Source organism: Fulverythrobacter fulvus (genome assembly GCF_037154085.1).
GTDB lineage: Bacteria > Pseudomonadota > Alphaproteobacteria > Sphingomonadales > Sphingomonadaceae > Andeanibacterium > Andeanibacterium fulvum.
This window is the reverse complement of sequence record NZ_JBANRM010000003.1, coordinates 222427-242795: the sequence shown is the minus strand read 5'-3', so window position 1 is coordinate 242795 and position 20369 is coordinate 222427. Positions and strand designations below refer to the sequence as shown.

Annotated in this window: 18 protein-coding genes; 10 read left to right on the top strand and 8 right to left on the bottom strand. The window is 65.0% G+C overall.

The window, feature by feature from the left end; all coding sequences use genetic code 11:
* Positions 1-62 precede the first annotated feature (62 nt).
* Positions 63-1160 carry a phosphoribosylformylglycinamidine cyclo-ligase gene (gene purM / locus WFP36_RS10880; RefSeq protein WP_336980435.1) on the bottom strand — a complete coding sequence of 366 codons (1098 nt, stop codon included), beginning with the start codon at positions 1158-1160 and terminating at the stop codon, positions 63-65.
* 105 nt (positions 1161-1265) lie between these two features.
* Between purM and WFP36_RS10875 the strand changes: the two genes are divergently transcribed.
* The 4 genes from WFP36_RS10875 to WFP36_RS10860 are packed head-to-tail and all read left to right on the top strand — an operon-like array spanning position 1266 to position 4224.
* On the top strand, positions 1266-2519 hold the full coding sequence (locus tag WFP36_RS10875; RefSeq protein WP_336980433.1) for a heavy-metal-associated domain-containing protein: 1254 nt from the start codon (positions 1266-1268) through the stop codon (positions 2517-2519).
* A 3-nt stretch (positions 2520-2522) separates the two neighbouring features.
* The gene (locus WFP36_RS10870) at positions 2523-3131 is read left to right on the top strand and encodes an HdaA/DnaA family protein (RefSeq protein WP_336980431.1); all 609 of its coding nucleotides are present in this window, start codon (positions 2523-2525) and stop codon (positions 3129-3131) included.
* Positions 3132-3160: 29 nt separating this feature from the next.
* Entirely contained in the window at positions 3161-3868 is a 708-nt protein-coding gene (gene epsC, locus WFP36_RS10865; RefSeq protein ID WP_336980429.1) for a serine O-acetyltransferase EpsC, read from the top strand.
* Positions 3868-4224 carry a DUF2794 domain-containing protein gene (locus WFP36_RS10860; RefSeq protein ID WP_336980427.1) on the top strand — a complete coding sequence of 119 codons (357 nt, stop codon included), beginning with the start codon at positions 3868-3870 and terminating at the stop codon, positions 4222-4224. Before epsC ends, WFP36_RS10860 begins: the two co-directional genes overlap by 1 nt.
* Before the next feature lie 13 nt (positions 4225-4237).
* On the opposite strand, the gene WFP36_RS10855 is transcribed toward WFP36_RS10860, so the two are convergent.
* From WFP36_RS10855 to WFP36_RS10845, 3 genes are all read right to left on the bottom strand, one after another.
* Positions 4238-4900 (bottom strand): DUF4328 domain-containing protein, encoded by a 663-nt coding sequence (locus tag WFP36_RS10855; protein WP_336980425.1) that lies wholly within the window; start codon positions 4898-4900, stop codon positions 4238-4240.
* A 24-nt stretch (positions 4901-4924) separates the two neighbouring features.
* The gene (locus tag WFP36_RS10850; RefSeq protein WP_336980423.1) at positions 4925-5578 is read right to left on the bottom strand and encodes a DUF4328 domain-containing protein; all 654 of its coding nucleotides are present in this window, start codon (positions 5576-5578) and stop codon (positions 4925-4927) included.
* 109 nt (positions 5579-5687) lie between these two features.
* A complete protein-coding gene (locus WFP36_RS10845) occupies positions 5688-6599 on the bottom strand; it encodes an SDR family NAD(P)-dependent oxidoreductase (RefSeq protein ID WP_336980421.1) in 912 nt (303 codons plus the stop codon).
* Positions 6600-6821: 222 nt separating this feature from the next.
* Between WFP36_RS10845 and WFP36_RS10840 the strand changes: the two genes are divergently transcribed.
* Positions 6822-8039 carry an OprO/OprP family phosphate-selective porin gene (locus WFP36_RS10840; RefSeq protein WP_336980419.1) on the top strand — a complete coding sequence of 406 codons (1218 nt, stop codon included), beginning with the start codon at positions 6822-6824 and terminating at the stop codon, positions 8037-8039.
* A gap of 236 nt (positions 8040-8275) precedes the next feature.
* On the opposite strand, the gene WFP36_RS10835 is transcribed toward WFP36_RS10840, so the two are convergent.
* On the bottom strand, positions 8276-8941 hold the full coding sequence (locus tag WFP36_RS10835) for an HAD-IA family hydrolase (protein WP_336980417.1): 666 nt from the start codon (positions 8939-8941) through the stop codon (positions 8276-8278).
* Positions 8942-9003: 62 nt separating this feature from the next.
* On the opposite strand from WFP36_RS10835, the gene glmU reads away from it, so the two are divergent.
* From glmU to WFP36_RS10810, 5 genes are all read left to right on the top strand, one after another.
* Positions 9004-10368, top strand: a complete 1365-nt coding sequence (glmU, locus tag WFP36_RS10830; RefSeq protein ID WP_336980415.1) for a bifunctional UDP-N-acetylglucosamine diphosphorylase/glucosamine-1-phosphate N-acetyltransferase GlmU — start codon at positions 9004-9006, stop codon at positions 10366-10368.
* A 29-nt stretch (positions 10369-10397) separates the two neighbouring features.
* Entirely contained in the window at positions 10398-11228 is an 831-nt protein-coding gene (locus WFP36_RS10825) for a TIGR00266 family protein (protein ID WP_336980413.1), read from the top strand.
* Between the two features lie 96 nt (positions 11229-11324).
* Entirely contained in the window at positions 11325-13148 is a 1824-nt protein-coding gene (gene glmS, locus WFP36_RS10820; protein ID WP_336980411.1) for a glutamine--fructose-6-phosphate transaminase (isomerizing), read from the top strand.
* A gap of 3 nt (positions 13149-13151) precedes the next feature.
* Positions 13152-13775: a hypothetical protein gene (locus tag WFP36_RS10815; protein ID WP_336980409.1), complete on the top strand. Its 624-nt coding sequence runs from the start codon at positions 13152-13154 to the stop codon at positions 13773-13775.
* Positions 13776-13919: 144 nt separating this feature from the next.
* Complete coding sequence (locus WFP36_RS10810; protein WP_336980407.1) at positions 13920-16211, top strand: putative bifunctional diguanylate cyclase/phosphodiesterase; 2292 nt, start codon at positions 13920-13922, stop codon at positions 16209-16211.
* Between the two features lie 143 nt (positions 16212-16354).
* On the opposite strand, the gene purQ is transcribed toward WFP36_RS10810, so the two are convergent.
* The 3 genes from purQ to WFP36_RS10795 all read right to left on the bottom strand — a co-directional run bounded on the left by purQ (position 16355) and on the right by WFP36_RS10795 (position 20235).
* A complete protein-coding gene (gene purQ / locus WFP36_RS10805) occupies positions 16355-17032 on the bottom strand; it encodes a phosphoribosylformylglycinamidine synthase subunit PurQ (protein WP_336980405.1) in 678 nt (225 codons plus the stop codon).
* On the bottom strand, positions 17029-17265 hold the full coding sequence (gene purS / locus WFP36_RS10800) for a phosphoribosylformylglycinamidine synthase subunit PurS (RefSeq protein ID WP_336980403.1): 237 nt from the start codon (positions 17263-17265) through the stop codon (positions 17029-17031). Before purS ends, purQ begins: the two co-directional genes overlap by 4 nt.
* Positions 17266-17346: 81 nt before the next feature.
* The gene (locus tag WFP36_RS10795; RefSeq protein WP_336980400.1) at positions 17347-20235 is read right to left on the bottom strand and encodes a M16 family metallopeptidase; all 2889 of its coding nucleotides are present in this window, start codon (positions 20233-20235) and stop codon (positions 17347-17349) included.
* Positions 20236-20369: the final 134 nt, after the last annotated feature.

The window sequence follows — 20369 nt, the reverse complement described above, 5'->3', positions numbered from 1 at the left end:
CGTTCGCACAAGCACGGGATTTATACGCATGGGGACCTGAGGCGGCATCGGGCCGCCCCACCTCACGCCAGATGGCTGGCTTCCCATGCATCCGCCGAACCCCAGATGCCGGCCGCGCCGCGCACGGTGCAGCCGCGCTCGCCCGCTTCGATGGAGCCGATGCGGAACACGGTTTCCCCGCGCGCTTCCAGATCGGCGATCACGTCAGCCACCTGCGCTTCGTCCACCGCCAGCACCATGCCGATGCCGCAATTGAATGTGCGGGCCATTTCGCCCGGCACGATATTGCCCTCGCTCTGGAGGAAGCCCATCAGCGGGGGCTGGTCCCAGCTCCCGGCGTCGATCACCGCATGGGCACCCTTGGGCAACACGCGGGGGACGTTTTCCAGCAGGCCGCCGCCGGTGATATGGGCCAGGGCGGCGATCTTGCCGCCACGGATCGTGGGCAGCAGGCTCTGCACATAGATGCGGGTAGGCTCGACCAGATAATCGATCAGCAGGCGCGAAGAATCGAACGGTGCCGGTTCGGACAGGGCCCAGAACTTGTCTGCGGCAAGGCGGCGCACCAGCGAATAGCCGTTGGAATGGACGCCCGAACTGGCGAGGCCCAGCAGCACCTGCCCCGGTGCGACCTTGTCGCCCGTCAGCTGTTCGCCGCGCTCCACCGCGCCGACGCAGAAGCCTGCGAGGTCATATTCGCCATCGGCATACATGCCCGGCATTTCCGCCGTTTCGCCGCCGATCAGCGCGCAGCGCGCCATGCGGCAGCCTTCGGCGATCCCGGCGATCACCCGCTCGGCCACGCCCGTATCCAGATGCCCGGTGGCGAAATAGTCGAGAAAGAACAAAGGCTCTGCGCCCTGAACGATCAGATCGTTCACACACATGGCGACCAGATCGATCCCGATCGTGTCGTGCCGGTCATGGTCGATGGCCAGCTTAACCTTGGTGCCTACGCCGTCATTGCCGGCAACCAGCAGCGGATCCTTGTATCCCGCAGCGCGCGGATCGAAGAATCCGCCGAAGCCGCCGAGTTCGGAATCCGCGCCGGGCCGGGCCGTGGCCTTGACCAGCGGGCCGATGGCCTTGACCAGCGCATTGCCGGCGTCGATCGAGACCCCGGCCTGTTCGTATGTGTAAGAAGGCGTGTTGGACGTCATGGAAAAGGCCTTTGGCGCATTCGCGCTTGGATTTCCATGTCCCTTTGGGCAAAAGGCGCGCGGTTTCCACCAATGACCACTTTTGCAGCAACCTTTCGTCCCAAGATGGACCGCCCGGCACACTGGATTGCGGCGCTGGGAGCGTGCGGCCTGGCGATTGCCGCCGGAACCGCGCTGATCGCGCAGGTTTCCGGGGATCGCGGCATCGCACCGGTGGCCAGCAGCACCGATATTTCCATCGGCGGAATCGAGGTGGACGCCACCGGCAAGAACGCCGACGACGCGCGCCGCAACGGTTGGCTGCAGGCCGAACGCAAGGCCTGGGAAAAGCTCGGCGGGCCGAAGATGAGCGATTCCGACATCGATTCGATGGTGTCGGCCATCGTGATCGAGAGCGAGCAGATCGGCCCGCGTCGTTATATCGCCAAGCTGGGCGTGGTGTTCGACCGGACCAAGGCGGGATCGCTGCTCAGCGGGCAGGGCGGGCCGCAGGTGCGCTCCGCACCGATGCTGACGATTCCCGTGCTCCGCTCTGGCGGTACTTACACCGTCTACGAAGTGCGCAATCCCTGGCAGCGGGCCTGGGCCGAATATCAGGCCGGACGCAGCGCGATCGATTACGTCCGCCCGTCCGGCGCGGGGGGCGATTCGCTGCTGGTGAATTACGGGCAGATCAGCCGCCGCAGCCGCAGCTGGTGGCGCAACGTGCTCGATGCATTCGGCGCGGCCGACGTGATCGTGCCGGTCGCCCAGCTTGAGCGGCAATGGCCCGGCGGCCCGGTGAAGGGCACTTTCACGGCCCGCTATGGCCCCGACGACAAGTTCCTGCAGACCTTCACTCTCACCGCGAAGAATGAGGATGAAGTTCCGGCGATGCTGAACAAAGCCATCGTCCGTTTCGACCAGATATACACCGCCGCGCTCAATGCCGGGCAGCTTCGCCCCGACCCGAGCCTGCGGACCGACCGCCTGACGCTGGACCCCACGGTGGCCGCCCTGATCGCGGCGGAGCGGGATGCGCAGAGCGCCGAGGCGGCAGCAGCGGCTGCGGCGGCCGCGGCAGCGGTGGGAGAGACCTTGCCCGGCGAAGTGGCGCCCACGCCCGTGCCTGCCGCGCAGACGGTCAACAGCTTCGTGGTCCAGTTCACCACTCCCAATGCGGCAGCGGTCGATTCCGGCCTCGCTTCGGTGCGCGGCACGCCCGGCGTGCGCGGCGCGGCAACCAGCAGCATGGCGATCGGCGGCATTTCCGTGATGCGTGTAAGCTATGGCGGCGATCTGGCCGCACTGGCGGCAGCCCTGCGTGCGCGGGGCTGGAATGTAAGCCAGGGCGGCAATTCGCTGAGCATCAGCCGCTAAGCCATGAGCCAGATTGCTCTGCCCTTGCGCGGCGGGCCGGGAGCGGGCCCCGCACGGATCGTCGTCGGCAATGCCAATGCACCGGTCTTCGATGCGCTTGCGGCCCCGCAGAACTGGCCGTTTCGCACTGCCATCCTTACCGGGCCACCGCGCTCGGGCAAATCGCTCATCGCGCGGTGGTTCGCCGAACAGAGCGGAGAGGCGGTGGACGATGCGGACCGGATAGACGAAACCGAGCTGTTCCATCGCTGGAACCGGGCGCAGGAAAGCGGCACGCCGCTGCTGCTGATTGCCGGGCAAGAGGGCTGGGAAATCGCCCTGCCGGACCTGCGATCCCGCCTGGGTGCGGCGCTCCATCTCGAACTCGACCAGCCGGATGACGACATGGCCGCCGCGCTGATCCTGGCCCATGCCGAACAGCGCGGACTTGTTCTGGGCGAGGGAGCCACCACATATCTGGTGCCCCGGGCCGAGCGCAGCTTTGCCGGGATCGAGAGACTTGTCGCCGCGATCGACCGGATAAGCCTGGAGCGAAAGCAGCCTGCCACGCTCTCGATCTGGCGCGACGCGCTGGAGGCTGTTGTCGGCGCAGAGCAGCCTCGCTTGCTTTGAGCGGGAATTTGAGGGAGAATCAGGGGGCTATGTTCGACCGGTTGAAGACCTACCTGGACTCGATCCGCGCGCGCGACCCCGCGCCGCGGTCGCGCTGGGAAATCCTGCTCTATCCGGGCGTCTGGGCGCTGTTCTACCACCGTATCGCGCATTGGCTGTTCAAGGGGCACATGTTCTTCCTTGCCCGGCTGGTGAACCATTGGTCGCGCTGGCTGACGGCGATCGACATTCATCCGGGCGCGAAGATTGGGAAGAACTTCTTCATCGACCACGGCTTCACCGTAATCGGCGAGACGGCCGAGATCGGCGATAATGTCACTATCTATCAGTGTGTTACTCTCGGCGGCACCAATCCCGCCAATGGCAAGGGCGGCAAGCGCCACCCGACCTTGTGCGACAATGTGATTATCGGTTCCGGCGCGCAGATCATCGGGCCGATCACGGTCGGCGAGCGCGCCCGCGTGGGTGCCAACGCCGTGGTGACGGACGATGTGCCCGAAGGCGCGACCATGATCGGCCTCAAGGCCCGGTCCACGCTGGTTCCGGCCGAAACCTGGCTGCGCGAATTCATTCCCTATGGCACGCCCTGCGACGAGCCCTGCGAGCCGAGCAGCAGCCGCCAGCGGCTCGAAACGCTCGAGGCGCAGATTTCCGCATTGAAGGCCGAACTCGATGCCCTGCGCGTGGAAAGCGTCGCGGAGCAGGCGGCCGCCAAGCTGAACGGCACGGATAGCTGATGGCGTCGGTTCCGGGCGGGCCTTCGGTTGTTCCGTTTCCCGGGCGGGCGCCCAATCAGGTCGGCTTCGAACGGGCCGAACTCCAGCGCATTCTCGATCTCTATGGCCGCATGGTCGCCGCCGGGGAATGGCGCGACTATGCGATGGACTTCACCAAGGAATTCGCGGCCTTCTCCGCTTTCCGCCGCGCCGCCGAATATCCGCAGGCCCGGATCGAGAAGCGGCCCGCCTTGCGCTCCAAACAGGGCATGTGGACGCTGTATGGCGAGCAGGGTCAGGTCCTGAAGCGGGGGCACGAACTGGCGGGCGTACTCGCCCCGATCGAGCGGCGGCTGGTGAAGATCGTGGAAGGCTGAACGCCTCTCGGTTTCAAGCGAAGGTTTCGGCAATCCCGGCAAATGACCGCTGCGCAGCCGTGATCGTACCGATCACCCGCCACAGGAAGAAGGCCGCCGCGATCAGCAGAGCCGTGCCGAACAGCGACATCATCCACTGAATGAAGGTGGGTGCCGTGATCATCAGCACCCCTCCGGTCAGGTAGTTGAACATCGGCACCAGCGCCGTGAAAGCGCTGACGAAGCCGCCGCCGATATAGCAGGCCCACCATGAGGTGACGTCTGCCGCGCTTTCGTTTGCATGGTCCTCGTCCTCGCCCAGGCTGCGATTGTAGAGTTCGCGCATGGCGAAGAACGGCACGAACAGGTTCGCAATGGGGACAAACAGGCTGAGCGCGGCCCATGCGGGCGAATGGCGCAGGCCGCCGAGCCCGATCAGGCGCAGATTGGTCCAGGCGCGATAGATCCACAAAGGGATGACGATGATCGAGGCGATCACCACCAGCAGATAGAGCAGCGCAAGAATGCCCATTCCGGCCGCGACGAAGATCGTCATCGTCCCTTCCGCAGCGGGCAAGGCTCGCCGGGCGAGTTCCATCAGCGTGACGAGTGCCAGCAGGGCTGCTGCACCGGCCACAAGCCACTGGGCCAGCTTTGCCCTTACGCCCAGCGAAGCGAGCCCTTCATTAATCGTCATGTCGATACGCCCTCAAAGTCCGACCTAGGCAAATGCCTCTTGAACTTGCAGGTGGTTGCGCTGTGCGTCCAGTATTTCCCTGACGATGGTCAGCAGGAACCATGCCGAAGCTGCGATCAGCAGCGAACCGATCGCACTGGCAAAGGCCGCGACGGCATAGCCGCTATCCCCGCCGAGCCGGGCCAAGCGCATGGCGGCAGAGCTGATGACGTTGCCCCCGACATAACAGGCCCACCAGGCGGCAACGGTTCCCGGGCTCTGTGCCCCGAAGGCATTGCTCGTCCCGTAACTGGCGTTCCACAGCTCCCGCATGGCCTGGAATGGCTTGAACAGGTTCATGAAGGGCACAAAGAACCAGCCGACCGACCAGCCGGGGGAAAATTCGAGATCGTCGGCGCCTGCCAGTTCGAGATTGGCGTGGGCGCGGTAAATCCACATGCCCATTATGATCGCTGAGCCGATGAAGATGACCGACGAAGCCATGTAGACTGCGGCAACCAGCAGGCTCAGAGGCGTGTCGGCTGCCGGATCGTTCAGCGAAATTATTCCCGAAGCTTCCAGCAGCTCCCCCGCCATGGTCGCCAGAAAGGCGGCCAGTGTTACCCAGATAGCGGGAACTGCAATTCTGCTGCGCGCTTCGAGCAGCGCCAAGCCTTCGGCAAAAGACATCTCTGCCATGATATACCCCCCTTGATTTCCCCAAGGGGGGTATGATGCAGTCGAACTGGTTGGGCAACGTCTTCAGGTGCCCCTGCACATCCGTTTCGGAGCAACCCGCAGGAGGAACTCAGCCCCCCGTGGCCGCCTTCTGGATTGCGGCCAGCACGCGCTGGGTCTGTTCCATGCCCGATACCGGCACAAAATCGCCTTCGCGGTTGGAAATCTGTTCCCAGTGAGCGGCGAAGCCTTCCACGCTGCGTTCGCCTTCGGGCAGGATCACCGGGGTGTTCATCGTTACCCAGGCCGAGTGATAGCCGCCTGCGCCTGCGCCCACGATGACGTTGTTGGGGGCATCCTCGCTCACCAGATAGAGCGCGGCGGGCACCACGTTTTCCGGCGCGAACATCGGGAAGATCTGTTCGGGAATGATGTCCTCGGTCATGCGCGTGGCGGCCAGCGGGGCGAGGGTGTTGACGCGGATATTATACTTCGCGCCTTCCAGATGCAGCGTCTTGGCAAGGCCAGCGAGGCCGAGCTTGGCGGCGCCGTAATTGGCCTGGCCGAAATTGCCGAACAGGCCGGAGGAACTGGCCGTCATCATCACGCGGCCGTAATTCTGCTCCCGCATCAATTCCCAGCAGGCCTTGGTGGCATAGGCGGAGCCGAACAGGTGGACCTTCACCACGAATTCGAAATCTTCCGGCTCCATCTTGGAAAAGCTCTTGTCGCGCAGGACGCCGGCATTGTTGATGAGGACGTGCACGCCGCCCCACTTCTCTTTCGCCTTGGCGACCATTTCTGCCATCTGTTCATATTCGGTGACAGAGGCGCCATTGGACATGGCTTCGCCGCCGGCGGTCTGGATTTCCTCCACCACCTTCAGCGCGGCGTCGGAATGGCCGGTGCCGTCGCGCGCGCCGCCCAGATCGTTGACCACCACCTTGGCCCCGCGCCTGGCGAGTTCGAGGGCATAGGCGCGGCCGAGACCGCCGCCGGCGCCAGTGACGATGGCAACGCGACCTTCGAAGGAAATGGACATGGCAAGCTCTCCGCAAATGGATGGGCGGGCTCTGCCCGTCTGGGCGGGCGCCGCGCCGCGAACAGGGGCGGGATGGCACGGCTTTGCGGGGGTTTCAACCACCCGCTTAAAGAGGCGCGATGCCGTAGCGGCAGGAAGATTAGAAGTTTGTCACACAAGAGTCTTAAATATGACCTAGGGGCGCCTCCGAAATGTCATAAACAGAATCGGAACCGACGGATCGTGCGTTCAGATATTCGTAAATCGGCCATTTCGGGCCTTGTTCTCGCCACCTTGGGTGGGCTGGCGAATCCTTCTGTCGCCATGGCGCAGGATGGCAGCGAGTGGTCGCTCCAGCCACGCGGGCGCTTGCAGATCGATGCCGGCTGGGTCGACGCCGACCCGGCGGTGGAAGCGGCAGCCGATGTCGTCACGCCCGGCGGGCTCGATGCCGACATCGAAGTGCGCCGCGCCTATCTGGGCGTGGACGGCAAGATGCCGGGCAATCTCGGCTTCCGCATCGAAGGCGAATTTGCCGGGCCTTTCGAAGGCGGCACTGTCACCTGGACGGATACTTATCTCTATTGGGATGCGGCCAAGAATTTGCGCGTCACCCTGGGCAACCACAAGCCGTTCTGGGGGATCGAGGAACTGACCAGCGATCTGTTCCCGAGCTTTGCGGAACGCGCCGCGATGAACACCGCTTTCGGCCATGAGCGCCGGGTGGGGCTGAGCGCTGCCTATACGACCGGGGACGTGCTGCTGCAGGGCGGCGCCTTTACCGACGATCTCGACAGCGTGCTGGGCGACAACGATCGCGGCCACAGTTTTGACGGGCGCGCGGTCTATGCGCCCAAGATCGGCGGCGGGCGGCTGCATCTGGGCGGGTCTGCCCATATCCGCAGCTTCGACGATCCGGCCAGCATCCGCTATTCGGTGCGCCCCTTCATCCATAATGCCGATACGAAGTTCGCCAATACCGGCTCGATCTCCGGTTCTACTGGAGAGGCGAGCTATGGGCTGGAGGCGGCCTATGTGAAGGGGCCGTTCCACGTGATGGCCGAAACCCGCTGGCAGCATGTGAACCGCACCGCCGCGCTGGTCGAGCCGACCTTCTTCGGCGGTTATGTCGAGGCGGGCTACTTCCTCACCAAGGGCGATACGCGGCCCTATAAGGGCGGCACCTTCGAACGGGTGAAGCCCGCCAACCCCGTCGGCAAGGGCGGCATCGGCGCGGTGCAGGTGAATGTCCGCTACGATTATCTCGATCTGGTGGACGGGCCGATCGTGGGCGGCAAGCAGAACGGCTATGAAGTCTCGCTGATCTGGACCCCGACCTCGCGCACCCGCTTCATCGCCAATTACGGGCGCATGGAATACGATCAGGCCGCCATCGCCGTGGGTGCGGACCGTTCCTATGGCGCGGATGCCTTCGGGGTGCGGGCGCAGTTCGACTTTTGATGGTGTGAGTTGGGAAGCGGACAGGCTGCCTCTTCCCACCTGGTCATCCCGGACTTGTTCCGGGATCCCGCTATTTCCGGACACAAAGCTGGACCCCGGCACAGGGCCGGGGTGACAGGGTAGTGTGGAGCCAGCCTGATCCGTCGTCCCGGACTTGATCCGGGACCGCTGGCCACGAAGCACCCAGATCACAGCGATCCCGGGTCAAGCCCGGGATGACGAGTGCGTCAAATGTATCAAAGCCCCTTCAGCGCCCCGAGCAATTCGTCGAAATGGTCGATCACCACATCTGCGCCCAGTTCCGGCACAGGCATGTCGTGATAGCCGAAGCTGAGTGCCACGGCGGGGACGCCGGCGGCCTTGGCGGCGCGCACGTCGAAGGATGAATCGCCCACCATGGCGAAGGAGCCGCCGCCGCAGCGGGCCTGCGCTTCCAGCACCGTGTCGGGATGCGGCTTGGCGCGGGGCAGGGTGTCGCCGCCGATCACGCATTGGAAGCGGCCCAGCATGTCCAGCTCCTTGAGCAGCAGCAGCGAGAGCGCTTCGGGCTTGTTGGTCACCACCGCAAGGCCGACGCCCAGCCCGGACAGCGCATCGAGCGCAGCGAGACAGCCGGGATAGGGGCGGGAATGGACCGCGATATTGGCGGAATAATGGGCGATCAGCTTCGGATAGAGTTCCTCGAACTCCTCGTCGGGAATCTGGCCGCCGGTCTGGTCCAGCGCGCGCTTCAGCATCAGGCGCGAACCGCCGCCGATGAGGGATTCGACGCTTTCCAGCGGCACCGGCGCCCGCCCGATCAGGGCGAGGGCGTGGTTCACCGCTACGCCGAGATCGCCTTGCGTATCTACCAGCGTGCCGTCGAGGTCGAAGCCGATTGCGGAAAAAGGAACTGTGGTCATCGCGGGCTCCTGTGCCGTGCCCATATGGAAACCGCAACAAAATGGTGGCATGCCCCGCAGCCATGAGTGACGCCAAACGCCCCATCGCCGCCATCGTGCTTGCCGCAGGCAAGGGCACCAGGATGAAGAGCGATACCCACAAGGTCCTCCACCCCGTTGCCGGGCGGCCGATGATCGAGCATCTGCTCGCTTCGCTGGCCGAACTGGCGCCGGAACGCACCGTGGTGATCGTGGGCGATCTGCGCGACCAGTTGAAGGAAGCGCTGGGCGGCCGGGTCGAAATGGCCGTGCAGGACCCGCAACTGGGCACCGGCCATGCCGTGCAGCAGGCCGAAGGCGCGCTGGGCGGTTTTCCGGGCGACGTGCTGATCCTCTACGGCGATGTGCCCTTCGTGCGCCCGGACACGATGCGCGCCATGGCGGAAAGGTTGAACGAGGGCGATGCACCCGCCGTGGTGGTGCTGGGTTTCGAACCGGCCGATCCGCTGCAATATGGCCGCGTGATCGCGCAGGATGGTTCCATCGCCAAGATGGTGGAATTCAAGGACGCCAGCGAGGCGGAGCGGGCCGTGGGCCTGTGCAATTCCGGCCTGATGGCAGTGCGCGGGGAAGAATTGTTCGGCCTACTTCACCGGGTGAAGAACGATAACGCCCAGCGCGAATATTATTTGCCCGACATCGTGAACCTCGCCCTGGCCGACGGACGCCCCTGTGCCGTGGTGGTGGCCGAGGATGCGGACGAAGTGGCGGGCATCAACAGCCGCGCCGAACTGGCCGAGGCCGAAGCCCGCTGGCAAAAACGCCGCCGCGCGCAGGCCATGGCGGACGGCGCCACGCTGACCGCGCCCGATACGGTGTTCTTCAGCTGGGATACGCAGCTGGGCCGCGATGTGCTGGTGGAACCCAATGTGATCTTCGGCCCCGGCGTGAGCGTGGCGGACAAGGCCCGCATCCGCGCCTTCAGCCATCTGGAGGGCGCGACGCTGGCCACCGGAACCGAAGTGGGCCCCTATGCCCGCTTGCGCCCCGGTGCACGGGTGGAGGAAGGCGCCAAGGTTGGCAATTTCGTCGAGATGAAGAACGCCGTGCTCGGCCCCGGCGCCAAGGCCAATCATTTGACCTATCTGGGCGATGCGGAAGTGGGCGCAGGCGCCAATATCGGCGCGGGGACCATCACCTGCAATTACGATGGCTATTTCAAATACAAGACCGTGATCGGCCCGCGCGCCTTCATCGGATCGAACTCCTCGCTGATTGCCCCGGTGAAGATCGGGGCCGATGCCATCGTCGCGGCGGGCAGCGCGGTGACGCGCGACGTTGCCGAGGGCGAATTGCGCATGGTCCGGGCCGAGCAGCTGGTAAAACCCGGCTGGGCCGACCAGTTCCATGACGCGATGAAGAAGAAGAAGGCCGAGAAGGCCAAGTAAGCCCCCCGCTTCCCTTTCCGGAGAGATACATGAGCCAGAGCCCCTGGAGCCACAGCCGCAATTCGTCTGTCGCCGACGATGTCGATTTCGAGATCAAGGGCCAGGAACTGCAATTCGTCGAGATCGAGCTGGACCCCGGCGAAAGTGCCGTGGCCGAAGCCGGGGCAATGGTGTGGAAGGACGCCCATGTCGAAATGTCCACCGTGTTCGGCGATGGCAGGGGCGATCAGGGCGGCGGCTTCATGGGCAAGCTGCTGGGCGCGGGCAAGAGGCTGGTAACGGGCGAGAGCCTGTTCACCACTGTGTTCACCCATCAGGGGCAGGGCAAGGCGCGGGTCGCCTTCGCCGCACCGGTGCCGGGCACGATCCTGCCGCTCAAGCTGGACGAGGTCGGCGGCACGCTGATCTGCCAGAAGGATGCCTTCCTCGCCGCCGCGCGCGGTGTTTCCATCGGCATCCATTTCCAGCAGCGCATCATGACCGGCCTGTTCGGCGGCGAAGGTTTCATCATGCAGCGGCTGGAAGGCGATGGCTGGGTGTTCGTCCAGATGGGCGGCACGGTGACCGAACGCACGCTGGCCCCCGGCGAGGAACTGCATGTCGATACGGGCTGCGTTGCCGCCTATACCGCCGGGATCGATTTCGACGTGGTGCGCGCCGGTTCGGTCAAGTCGATGATCTTCGGCGGTGAAGGTGTGTTCTTTGCCCGCCTGCGCGGGCCGGGCAAGGTGTGGATCCAGTCCATGCCCTTCTCCCGCCTCGCCGGCCGCATGGCTGCGGCAATCGGCCCGATGGGCGGCCAGAACCGGGGCGAAGGATCGGTGCTGGGCGGGCTGGGCAATCTGCTCGACGGGGATTGATGGACCGGCGGGCGCCTGTCAGACCCAAGTCACGGGATTCGGCCGGAGCAAAGCTCTCCTGCTGCGTTTTCTCCAGAGTGCAGGAAAGCTAGAAGCATGTGCGGAATTATCGGCATTGTCGGCAAGGAACAGGTTGCGGCGCGGCTGGTCGATGGCCTGCGGCGGATGGAATATCGCGGCTATGATTCCGCCGGCGTCTGCACGGTGGATGGCGGCCAGCTGATCCGCCGCCGCGCGCCGGGCAAACTGATCAATCTGATGACGGAGCTGGAAAGCAATCCCGCGCCGGGCCTGGTCGGCATTGCCCATACGCGCTGGGCCACCCATGGCGCGCCCACCACCAGCAATGCCCACCCGCATGCCACCGGCGAAGTGGCGCTGGTGCATAATGGCATCATCGAGAATTTCCGCCCGCTGCGCGAGGAAATGCAGGCGCGTGGTCGCCATTTCGAGAGCGAGACCGATACCGAAGTGGTTGCCCATCTCGTTTCGGAGAAGATCGAGGCGGGTATGGCCCCGGCCGAAGCGGTCAGCGAAGTGCTGCCCCGCCTGCGCGGTGCCTTTGCGCTGGCCATTGCCTTCCGCTCCCACCCCGATCTGTTGATCGGCGCCCGGCTCGGTTCGCCGCTGGTAGTCGGCTATGGGGAAGGGGAGACCTATCTCGGCTCCGATGCGCTGGCGCTGGCGCCGCTGACCCAGCGCATCTCCTATCTCGACGAGGGGGACTGGGTGATCATCACGCGCGAAGGCGCGCAGGTGTTCGACAAGGACAATAACCCCGTCGAGCGCGAGATCACCACTTCCGGCGCCTCTTCCATCGCCATCGAGAAGGGCAATTACCGCCACTTCATGCAGAAGGAGATCTTCGAGCAGCCGGTGGTCGTGGCGCAGACGCTGCGCAGCTATATCCGCCAGCTCGAACGCAAGGTTGCCCTGCCGCAGATCGATTTCGATCTTTCGGGCGTCAAGCGCGTCACCATCGTGGCCTGCGGCACTTCCTATTACGCAGGTATGGTGGCGAAATACTGGTTCGAACGTTTCGCCCGCGTGCCGGTGGACATCGATGTGGCGAGCGAGTTCCGCTATCGCGAGCCGGTGCTGGAAAAGGGCGGGCTGGCCCTGTTCATTTCCCAGAGCGGCGAGACGGCGGATACGCTGGCCGCGCTGCGTCACTGCAAGGCGGAAGGCCAGGTGATCGCGGTGGTGGTGAACGTGCCCACCAGTTCCATGGCGCGCGAGGCGGATCTGCTGCTGCCCACCCATGCCGGGCCGGAAATCGGCGTGGCTTCCACCAAGGCCTTCACTTGCCAGCTGGCCGTGCTGGCCGCGCTCGCCGCGCATCTGGCGGTAAAGAAGGGGCGGATGGAGCGTGAGGAAGAGGCGGAAGTCGTCGGCCATCTGCTCGAAGCACCGGCCAGCCTGAATGCCGCGCTTTCCCATGACGAGGAAATCGCCGCCATGGCGCATCTGATCGCGCCTGCGCGCGACGTGCTCTATCTCGGGCGCGGGCCGGATTATCCGCTGGCGCTGGAAGGGGCGCTCAAGCTGAAAGAGATCAGCTACATTCACGCCGAAGGCTATGCGTCCGGCGAGATGAAGCATGGCCCCATCGCCCTGATCGACGAGGCCGTGCCGGTGATCGTGCTCGCTCCCTCGGGTCCGCTGTTCGAGAAGACCGTCTCCAACATGCAGGAAGTGCGCGCGCGTGGCGGCAAGATCGTGCTGATCTCTGACGCGAAGGGCCTGGCCGAGGCGGGCGAGGGCTGCCTTGCCACGATCGAGATGCCCGAAGTGCATCCGTTGATCGCGCCGCTGGTCTATGCCGTGCCGGTGCAATTGCTGGCCTATCACACGGCCTGCGTGAAGGGCACGGATGTGGACCAACCGCGCAATCTGGCCAAATCGGTCACGGTGGAGTGACGAGTGTCGTCGGTTCCGGCCGCCGCCGGGTTTGACAGCTTCTTTCGCCAGCCGGGTGCCCATGCCGGGCGGGGCAAGTTCCTTTCCCGCCTGTTCGGCATATTCTCCGAGGAAATCGTCCGCATCTGGGCACGCGATCCGCGCGCGCCTTATGAAGATCTCGGGCGCCCGACCGTGCTGCATGAAGGCAGGCGCTCGACGCTGGATTACTGCTTTCGTTGCCGCAGCACCGGGAAGGTCTTCGTGGTCGAGCAGAAATGCGAGATCGAATATCAGAACTACCGTTATCTGACGCTCGAACGGCTGGATCAGCTCGATCATCACGCCAAGCCCGCCTTCTCGGCCTTTCTCGCCGCCGCCCGCCCGGACGGGGGCGTGTCGGTCCAGATCGCAGGACAGGCGGTGGTGGCCGACGGGGCGATCCTGATGTGGGGCGCGGTTAGCGAACAGGGGCGCGAAGCGGTGCTTGCCGCAACCGGTCTGCATGACGTGCTCGCCCTGGCGGATATCGTGGCCCAATGCGCCGCGTGGAAGCCGGATGGCTATGAAAGCCTGATCGCGGATCGCGCGGCGTGGAGCGGCGCGCTGTTCCAGTTCCTCGCCGGAGATGAGCTAATCGGCCGATAGCTATCCGCCGCTGCGGGCCTGCGGGAATAACCGGCGGAGTTTACGCTGCGCTAACCATTCCAAGCTATCCCCCGGGGCGTGACGGACTCGCACTCTGATATTCCTCAGCTTCCCTTGAGGCTGAGCAACCTCGCCGTCATCGGCGTGACCCAGCCCCAGGAAGGGAGCTGGGCCAGATTGCGCGCGCTGCAATATTCGCGGCTCGAAGTGCTTTCGCTCTCGCGTTTTCTTGCACACGCCATCGCGCTGGTGATCGCGGTCAGCATCTTCTTCGGCAAGGTATCGCCGCTACTTCTGGCCGGATGGACAGTGGCGCTGGTGGGCGTGCTGTGGAACGCCAGCCGGGTCGATAACGGCCTGCGCGATGTCGATCGCCGGGCGATGACCAAGGGCGAATATGCTGGCCACGCGCTCAGCGTGGCACTGGTCGCGGCCGTATGGTCCGTGCCCTTCTTCCTGTTCGAGCCGCATGGCCCGATGGAAGACCGGCTCGCCTTCTGGGCGATCATGACCATGCTGATCACCGGCACCACTCTGGCCTTCGCCGCCACTCCGGTGGCGACTCTGGTCTTTGCCGGGGTGACCGGGACAGCGGCCATTTTCAGTTTCGCGGTGGACGGTGCGCTTGGCTATGCCGCGCTGGCCGCATCCTTCTGCGGCCTGGCCATGGGCGGCGCCATTCGCGGCGCGCGGACCTATCTTTCGGCCCGTATCGCCGAGGCGGGCGTTGCCGAAAAGAGCGAGGTGGTGTCGCTGCTGCTGCGCGAATTCGAGGATACCGATGCCGACTGGCTGTGGCAGATCGATACGTCGCGCCGCGTGCGTTCGGCCAGTTCGCGCTTCGTCTATGCGCTGGGCAAGGAACTCGACCAGATCGAGGGCAAGAGCTTCATCCAGCTGATCGCCGGGTCGGCCTGGGAAACCGGCCAGTTCCCGCCCAGCCTGCATGACCTTGCCGAACGCCTGAAGCGGCGGGAGAGCTTCTCGGATTTACTGGTGCAGGTGTGCATCGGCAATTCCAAGCGCTGGTGGGAGCTTTCCGGCACCCCGATCATCGACGAGAACGGCACCTTCCATGGCTTCCGCGGCGTCGGTTCGGATGTGACCGAACAGCGCGAGAGCGACGAGAAGATCGCCTATCTTGCCCGCTACGATACGCTGACCGGCCTGCCCAACCGCCTGATGCTGACCGAGGCGCTGAACGAGGCTCTGCGCTATGCCGATCAATGGCGCACGCGTTGTGCCTTCCTGATGATCGACCTCGACCGGTTCAAGGCCGTGAACGATTCGCTCGGCCACCAGGTCGGCGACCAGCTGCTCGCCCAGGTTTCGGCCCGGCTGAAGAGCCTGATGAGCGAGAACGAATTGTGCGGCCGTCTGGGCGGCGACGAATTCGCCATCGTGATCCGCGACGCTTCGGACCGGACCCGTGTGGAAAAGGTCGCCCGCGCGGTGATCGATCACCTCTCGCTGCCCTACGATGTCGATCATCACACGCTCTATGTCGGCGCCAGCGTCGGCTCGGCGCTGGGCCCGCGCGATGGGGATTCGGTCGAGACGCTGATGCGCAATGCCGACCTTGCGCTCTATCGCGCCAAGGACGAAGGCGGCTCGGTCCACTGGCCTTACGAGCCTTCGCTGCATGCCGATGCGGAAGAACGCCGCCAGTTGGAATTTGCCCTGCGCCGTGCGCTGGACCGCAAGGAACTGTATCTCCAGTACCAGCCCGTGGTCGACGCCCGCAGCGAGACCGTGGTCAGCTTCGAGGCGCTGCTGCGCTGGAACAGCGCGGAACACGGCTTCATCAGCCCGGCCAAGTTCATTCCGCTGGCCGAGGATACCCGCCTGATCGTGACGATCGGCGATTGGGTGCTGCGCGAAGCCTGCCGGGAAGCGCTGAACTGGCCGGCCCATGTGCGTGTGGCTGTTAACGTCTCGGGTGAACAGCTGCTCGATCCGCAGTTCTCGGGCAAGGTCGTCGCCGCACTGGCCGCGACCGGGCTTCCGGCCCACCGGCTGGAAATCGAAGTGACCGAGAGCATCTTCGTGCGTGACGGGGCCACGGCCCGCGCGACGCTGGAACAGATCATGGCGCTGGGCTGCTCGATCGCGCTCGACGATTTCGGCACCGGCTATTCCTCGCTCGGCTATCTGCGCAAGCTGCGCTTCTCCACCATCAAGGTGGACCGCAGCTTCGTGCAGGGCGCGGCGAAGGACAATGCGGAAAGCCTGGCGATCATTCGCGCCGTTGTGGCCATGGCCCAGAGCCTCGACATGGCGACCACGGCCGAGGGCGTGGAAACGGCCGAGGAAGCCGCACTGATCCGCGAACTGGGCTGCACCAAGATTCAGGGCTATTATTTCGGTCGCCCGATGGACGCCGCCGATGCGATCACCCTCTTCCGCACGCTGGCCGGGCGAGGCGCCGCGGCGTGATGACGGTCACCCCGGACTTGATCCGGGGTCCCGCTTCTCTTCAGGATTTACACGGAGCGGCGTAGGACGGACAGGATATCCGTCTCGCTCGCATTGGAAACCAGCTGGGCCCCGGAACAAGTCCGGGGTGACAGTTCAGAGCTTCACGCTTCCACCAGGCTCCGGATCGCGCTTTCGAACAGGGCGCGGCCATCGCTGCTGCCCAGTGCGTCTTCGATGGCGCGTTCGGGGTGGGGCATCATGCCCAGCACATTGCCCGTCTCGTTCAGCACGCCGGCAATGTCGCGGGCGGAGCCGTTGACCGTCTCGGCATAGCGGAAGGCTACGCGGCCTTCGCCTTCCAGCCGGTCGAGCGTGGCATCGTCGGCAAAGTAATTGCCGTCATGATGGGCCACAGGGATGTCCAGAATCTGCCCGGCTTCGTAGCCCGAGGTGAACAGCGACTGGCTGTTTTCCACCTTCAGCTTCACCATGCGGCAGATGAAGTGCTGGCTGGCGTTGCGCATCAGCGCGCCGGGCAGCAGGCCCGCTTCGGTCAACACCTGGAAGCCGTTGCACACGCCGAGTACAGGCACGCCGCGCTTTGCGGCGGCCACGACCGACTGCATCACCGGGCTGCGCGCGGCCATTGCGCCGGAGCGCAGATAGTCGCCATAGGAAAAGCCGCCGGGCAGGGCGATGAAGTCCAGATCGGCGGGCAGCTCGGCATCGCCGTGCCAGACGCGGATCGCGGGAACGCCGGAGACGGCCTCCAGCGCGACGGCCATGTCACGGTCGCAATTGGAGCCCGGAAAGGTGACTACCGCGCCCCGGAAGCTCATGCCGCCACCCGTTCGATGCGGTAATTCTCGATCACCATGTTGGCGAGCAGCTGCTTGCACATCGCGTCGAGATTTTCGTCCGTCACGCTGTCGTCCACGTCCAGCTCGATCTCGCGGCCGGCGCGGACATCGTTGACGCCGCCGAAACCGAGGCCTTCCAGCGCGTGATGGATCGCGCGGCCTTGCGGATCGAGCACGCCGGGCTTGAGGCTGACATGGATCCGGACTTTCATGGGCGGCGCCTTTCGCAAATGCGGCTTGATGGACTCGCGCGCCCTATGGCCTCATGGCGCGTTTTTCGCAAGCCGGTGACGTTATTCCTCCCCCTGCGTGCCTTTCGCGCGCGGCAGGGCAACTACTTCCAGCGCCTGTGCCGGATCGAGATAGCGCAGCGCCAGCTGGCGCAGATCTTCGGCGGTCAGGCTTTCCAGCAGCGCCTTCGATCCGAGAAAACGCTCGATCCGCTCGGGTTCGGACTGTGCGCGGTCGACCAGGCCCATCCAGCCGCCATTGGTCTTCAGCGCGTTCTCGATGTTCTCCACCAGCGGGCGGCGGGCGCGCAGCAGGGTGTCGTCATCCACCGGAGTAGCGCGCAGGGCGGTGATCGTCGTGACGATGGCCTGCCGCACGGTTTCAAGGTCCGCCGGGGCGATGGAGGCGGCAATGTCGAACGTCCCATAGCCGGTATAGAAGCGTGACTGACCGGCACTGACGGAGGGCGAATAGGTGCTGCCCAGCTTCTCGCGCAGTTCCTCGGTCAGTTCGATCTGTACCACGGCATCCAGCAGGCCGAGAATGGCGCTTTCCCGCGCGTCGCTATCGTCGCGGGTGGGCCAGGTGAAGCGGATCATCGCCTGGTCCGCCGCGCCGTCATGCCACACAGTGCGCGGGCTCCGGTCGGTCGTGAAGCTGCGGACGCGGTTCTCGTCATAGGGGCGGAACGCATCCTCGCGCGCGGGCAGGGCGCCCAGCGTGCGGGCGACCATGGCGATTGCCTGCTCCTCGTCGAAATCGCCGACCAGCGCCACTTCCAGCGCGCCTTTGGCCAGCCGGTCACCTACATCGGCCTTCAGACGCTGGAAATCGAGCGCCATGTAATCGGCCTCGGGACGGATCGTGAAGCGCGGATCGCCATCGGAGACGATCCCGCCCAGCGCATTGCCCAGTGCGCTCGCCGGGGTCGCATCGCGACTGGCGAAGAAATCGCGCACGCCGCGGCGATAGCGTTCCTCGCCCTGCGGACGATAGCCGGGATCGGCAATGCCCGCGGTCAGCAATTGCAGCTGCAGTTCCAGATCGCGCGGGGTGGTCGTGCCCTGCATCTGGAAGGTTTCGCCATCGCTGGCGATGCCCAGGCCCACGCTCTTGCCCGCCAGGATCGACTGGAGATCGTCATAGCTGTGCTTGCCGAGCCCGCCCAGCGGCAGGCTGGTGACCATGCCGGTGGCGAGCGGCTTCTCCCGCGTGTTGAGCATGTCGCCGCCGTCGAGATTGATCTCGAACGTCACCCGGTCCTTCTTCAGGTCGGTGCGCTTGAGGTTGAGCCGCACGCCATTGGCGAAGCGCAACTCGCGAATGCCGAGGCGCGGCTCCACCCTGTCCGACACTACCGTGCCGGGCATGCCGAAATCGGTATAGCCGAAGCTGCCCGCATCCTGGCCAGTGCGCGCTTCCACCGGGGCGGCGGTGGCCTCGTTCCATGCCGCGCGCAGGGCATCGGCGCCGCCTTCGGGCGCGACCCGGCCCTGAAAGCGCAACATGGGATTGTCGAGCGGCAGGGCCTCGGCCTGCAAGGCTGCCAGCACCGCTTCGGGCGTGATGCGGGGCAGGGCGGCCTCGAAACGGGCGAGGGCACTTTCGGGTGTGGTCGGCACGCTGCCATCGCGCAGCAGGCCGATCGCAGCCTCGGTAAAGGTCGAATTATAGCGGGTTTCGGCCGTCGCCACCGTATTTTCCAGCCCGGTGCGCAGATTGGCGACCTGTTCCGCCAGTTCCGCCTCGCTGAAGCCAAAGCTCATGGCGCGGCGATATTCCTCCACGGCCGCCAGCAGCCCCTTGCGCCATTCGCCATCGGCCGAGGCGACCACAAGGCTGGTGGTCCGGCCGGTTTCGAACACGTCGCTGGTACCGAAGAAGGCATCGCGGAAAGGCGGGTTCTCGCCATTGGCCAACCGGTCGAACCGGCGGTTGACGATGCCATAGCCGATCTGGCGCAGCAGGTTGCGGAAGCGGTTCTCAACCGTGTCCGGCTCGTCGATCCACGGCCCGTTGCGGGTTGCGGAGAGATTCTCCGGCAGGGCGGGATCGATGAAGATGTCGGTCTGCCCGGCCAGTTCGCTGTTCACCGGCCCTGCGTCGATGTCCTGCGGGCCCTGCGGTGCAGGCGCCCAATCGGAAAAGCGGGTCCTGATCTCGCGTTCGACAAGATCGGGGTCGAAATCGCCTACCACCACGATGGCCGAATTCTGCGGCGTGTAGATCCGCGAATAGAGTGCGCGCAGGCTGGCGCTGGTCGCGGCTTCGATCGTCTCGGCGGTGCCGATGGGCAGCCGCTTCACGAAACGGGCGTCGGGATATTGGAAGTCCAGCCGGTCCACCAGATTGCGCAGGGCGAAAGTATCGCGCACGCGCTTTTCAGAGAGGATCACGCCCTTTTCATGGTCGATCGCGTCCTGATCGAAGGTCACTTCGCTAGCGGTCTCGCGCATCAGCATCAGGGCCGTGCCCAGCAGGGCCGGATCGCTGCGCGGCAGGTCCAGCTTGTAGAGCGTGACGTCGTAATTGGTGGAGGCATTGGTATCGGCGCCGAAGGCCAGCCCCTCGCGCTCCAGCAGCTTGTACATCTCGTTGCCGGGCACGTTGGTGGAGCCGTTGAAGGCCATGTGCTCGATGAAATGGGCATAGCCCAGTTCGTTATCGTTCTCGGCCAGCGATCCGGCATCGACCACCAACCGCACCTCTCCCGTGCCGGCCGGGGTGGCGTTATGGCGGATGATATAGCGCATGCCATTGGGCAGCACGCCGAAGCGATAGGCCGTGTCGAGCGGAAGATCGCTTTCCTCGAACGCCCAGAGGGGCTTTGCCTGACTGCCCTGTTCCGCAGCAGCAGCGGCCTGCTGCGCGGCTTCGAGAGCCGGGTTGGCATAGGCGGGAAGGGCAGTGGTTAAGGATAGGGCGGCGATTGCCGTAAGAACTGAACGCATCACACTCCCGTTGCCCCCGTCAAGGCCGGGGCAAAGCCAGCTTATTTTCCGGCCATGGCGGGCAGCCGCCTTGGCCTGTCTGGCTCCCTGCGTAGCAGGGGGAACGCGGATGTGAAGTCACATCGCTGAATGAT

Coding starts and splice junctions, on each gene's coding strand:
- purM (WP_336980435.1), bottom strand. CDS start 1,160: ATGACGTCCAACACGCCTTCTTACACATACGAACAGGCCGGGGTCTCG.
- WFP36_RS10875 (WP_336980433.1), top strand. CDS start 1,266: ATGGACCGCCCGGCACACTGGATTGCGGCGCTGGGAGCGTGCGGCCTG.
- WFP36_RS10870 (WP_336980431.1), top strand. CDS start 2,523: ATGAGCCAGATTGCTCTGCCCTTGCGCGGCGGGCCGGGAGCGGGCCCC.
- epsC (WP_336980429.1), top strand. CDS start 3,161: ATGTTCGACCGGTTGAAGACCTACCTGGACTCGATCCGCGCGCGCGAC.
- WFP36_RS10860 (WP_336980427.1), top strand. CDS start 3,868: ATGGCGTCGGTTCCGGGCGGGCCTTCGGTTGTTCCGTTTCCCGGGCGG.
- WFP36_RS10855 (WP_336980425.1), bottom strand. CDS start 4,900: ATGACGATTAATGAAGGGCTCGCTTCGCTGGGCGTAAGGGCAAAGCTG.
- WFP36_RS10850 (WP_336980423.1), bottom strand. CDS start 5,578: ATGGCAGAGATGTCTTTTGCCGAAGGCTTGGCGCTGCTCGAAGCGCGC.
- WFP36_RS10845 (WP_336980421.1), bottom strand. CDS start 6,599: ATGTCCATTTCCTTCGAAGGTCGCGTTGCCATCGTCACTGGCGCCGGC.
- WFP36_RS10835 (WP_336980417.1), bottom strand. CDS start 8,941: ATGACCACAGTTCCTTTTTCCGCAATCGGCTTCGACCTCGACGGCACG.
- glmU (WP_336980415.1), top strand. CDS start 9,004: ATGAGTGACGCCAAACGCCCCATCGCCGCCATCGTGCTTGCCGCAGGC.
- WFP36_RS10825 (WP_336980413.1), top strand. CDS start 10,398: ATGAGCCAGAGCCCCTGGAGCCACAGCCGCAATTCGTCTGTCGCCGAC.
- glmS (WP_336980411.1), top strand. CDS start 11,325: ATGTGCGGAATTATCGGCATTGTCGGCAAGGAACAGGTTGCGGCGCGG.
- purQ (WP_336980405.1), bottom strand. CDS start 17,032: ATGAGCTTCCGGGGCGCGGTAGTCACCTTTCCGGGCTCCAATTGCGAC.
- purS (WP_336980403.1), bottom strand. CDS start 17,265: ATGAAAGTCCGGATCCATGTCAGCCTCAAGCCCGGCGTGCTCGATCCG.
- WFP36_RS10795 (WP_336980400.1), bottom strand. CDS start 20,235: ATGCGTTCAGTTCTTACGGCAATCGCCGCCCTATCCTTAACCACTGCC.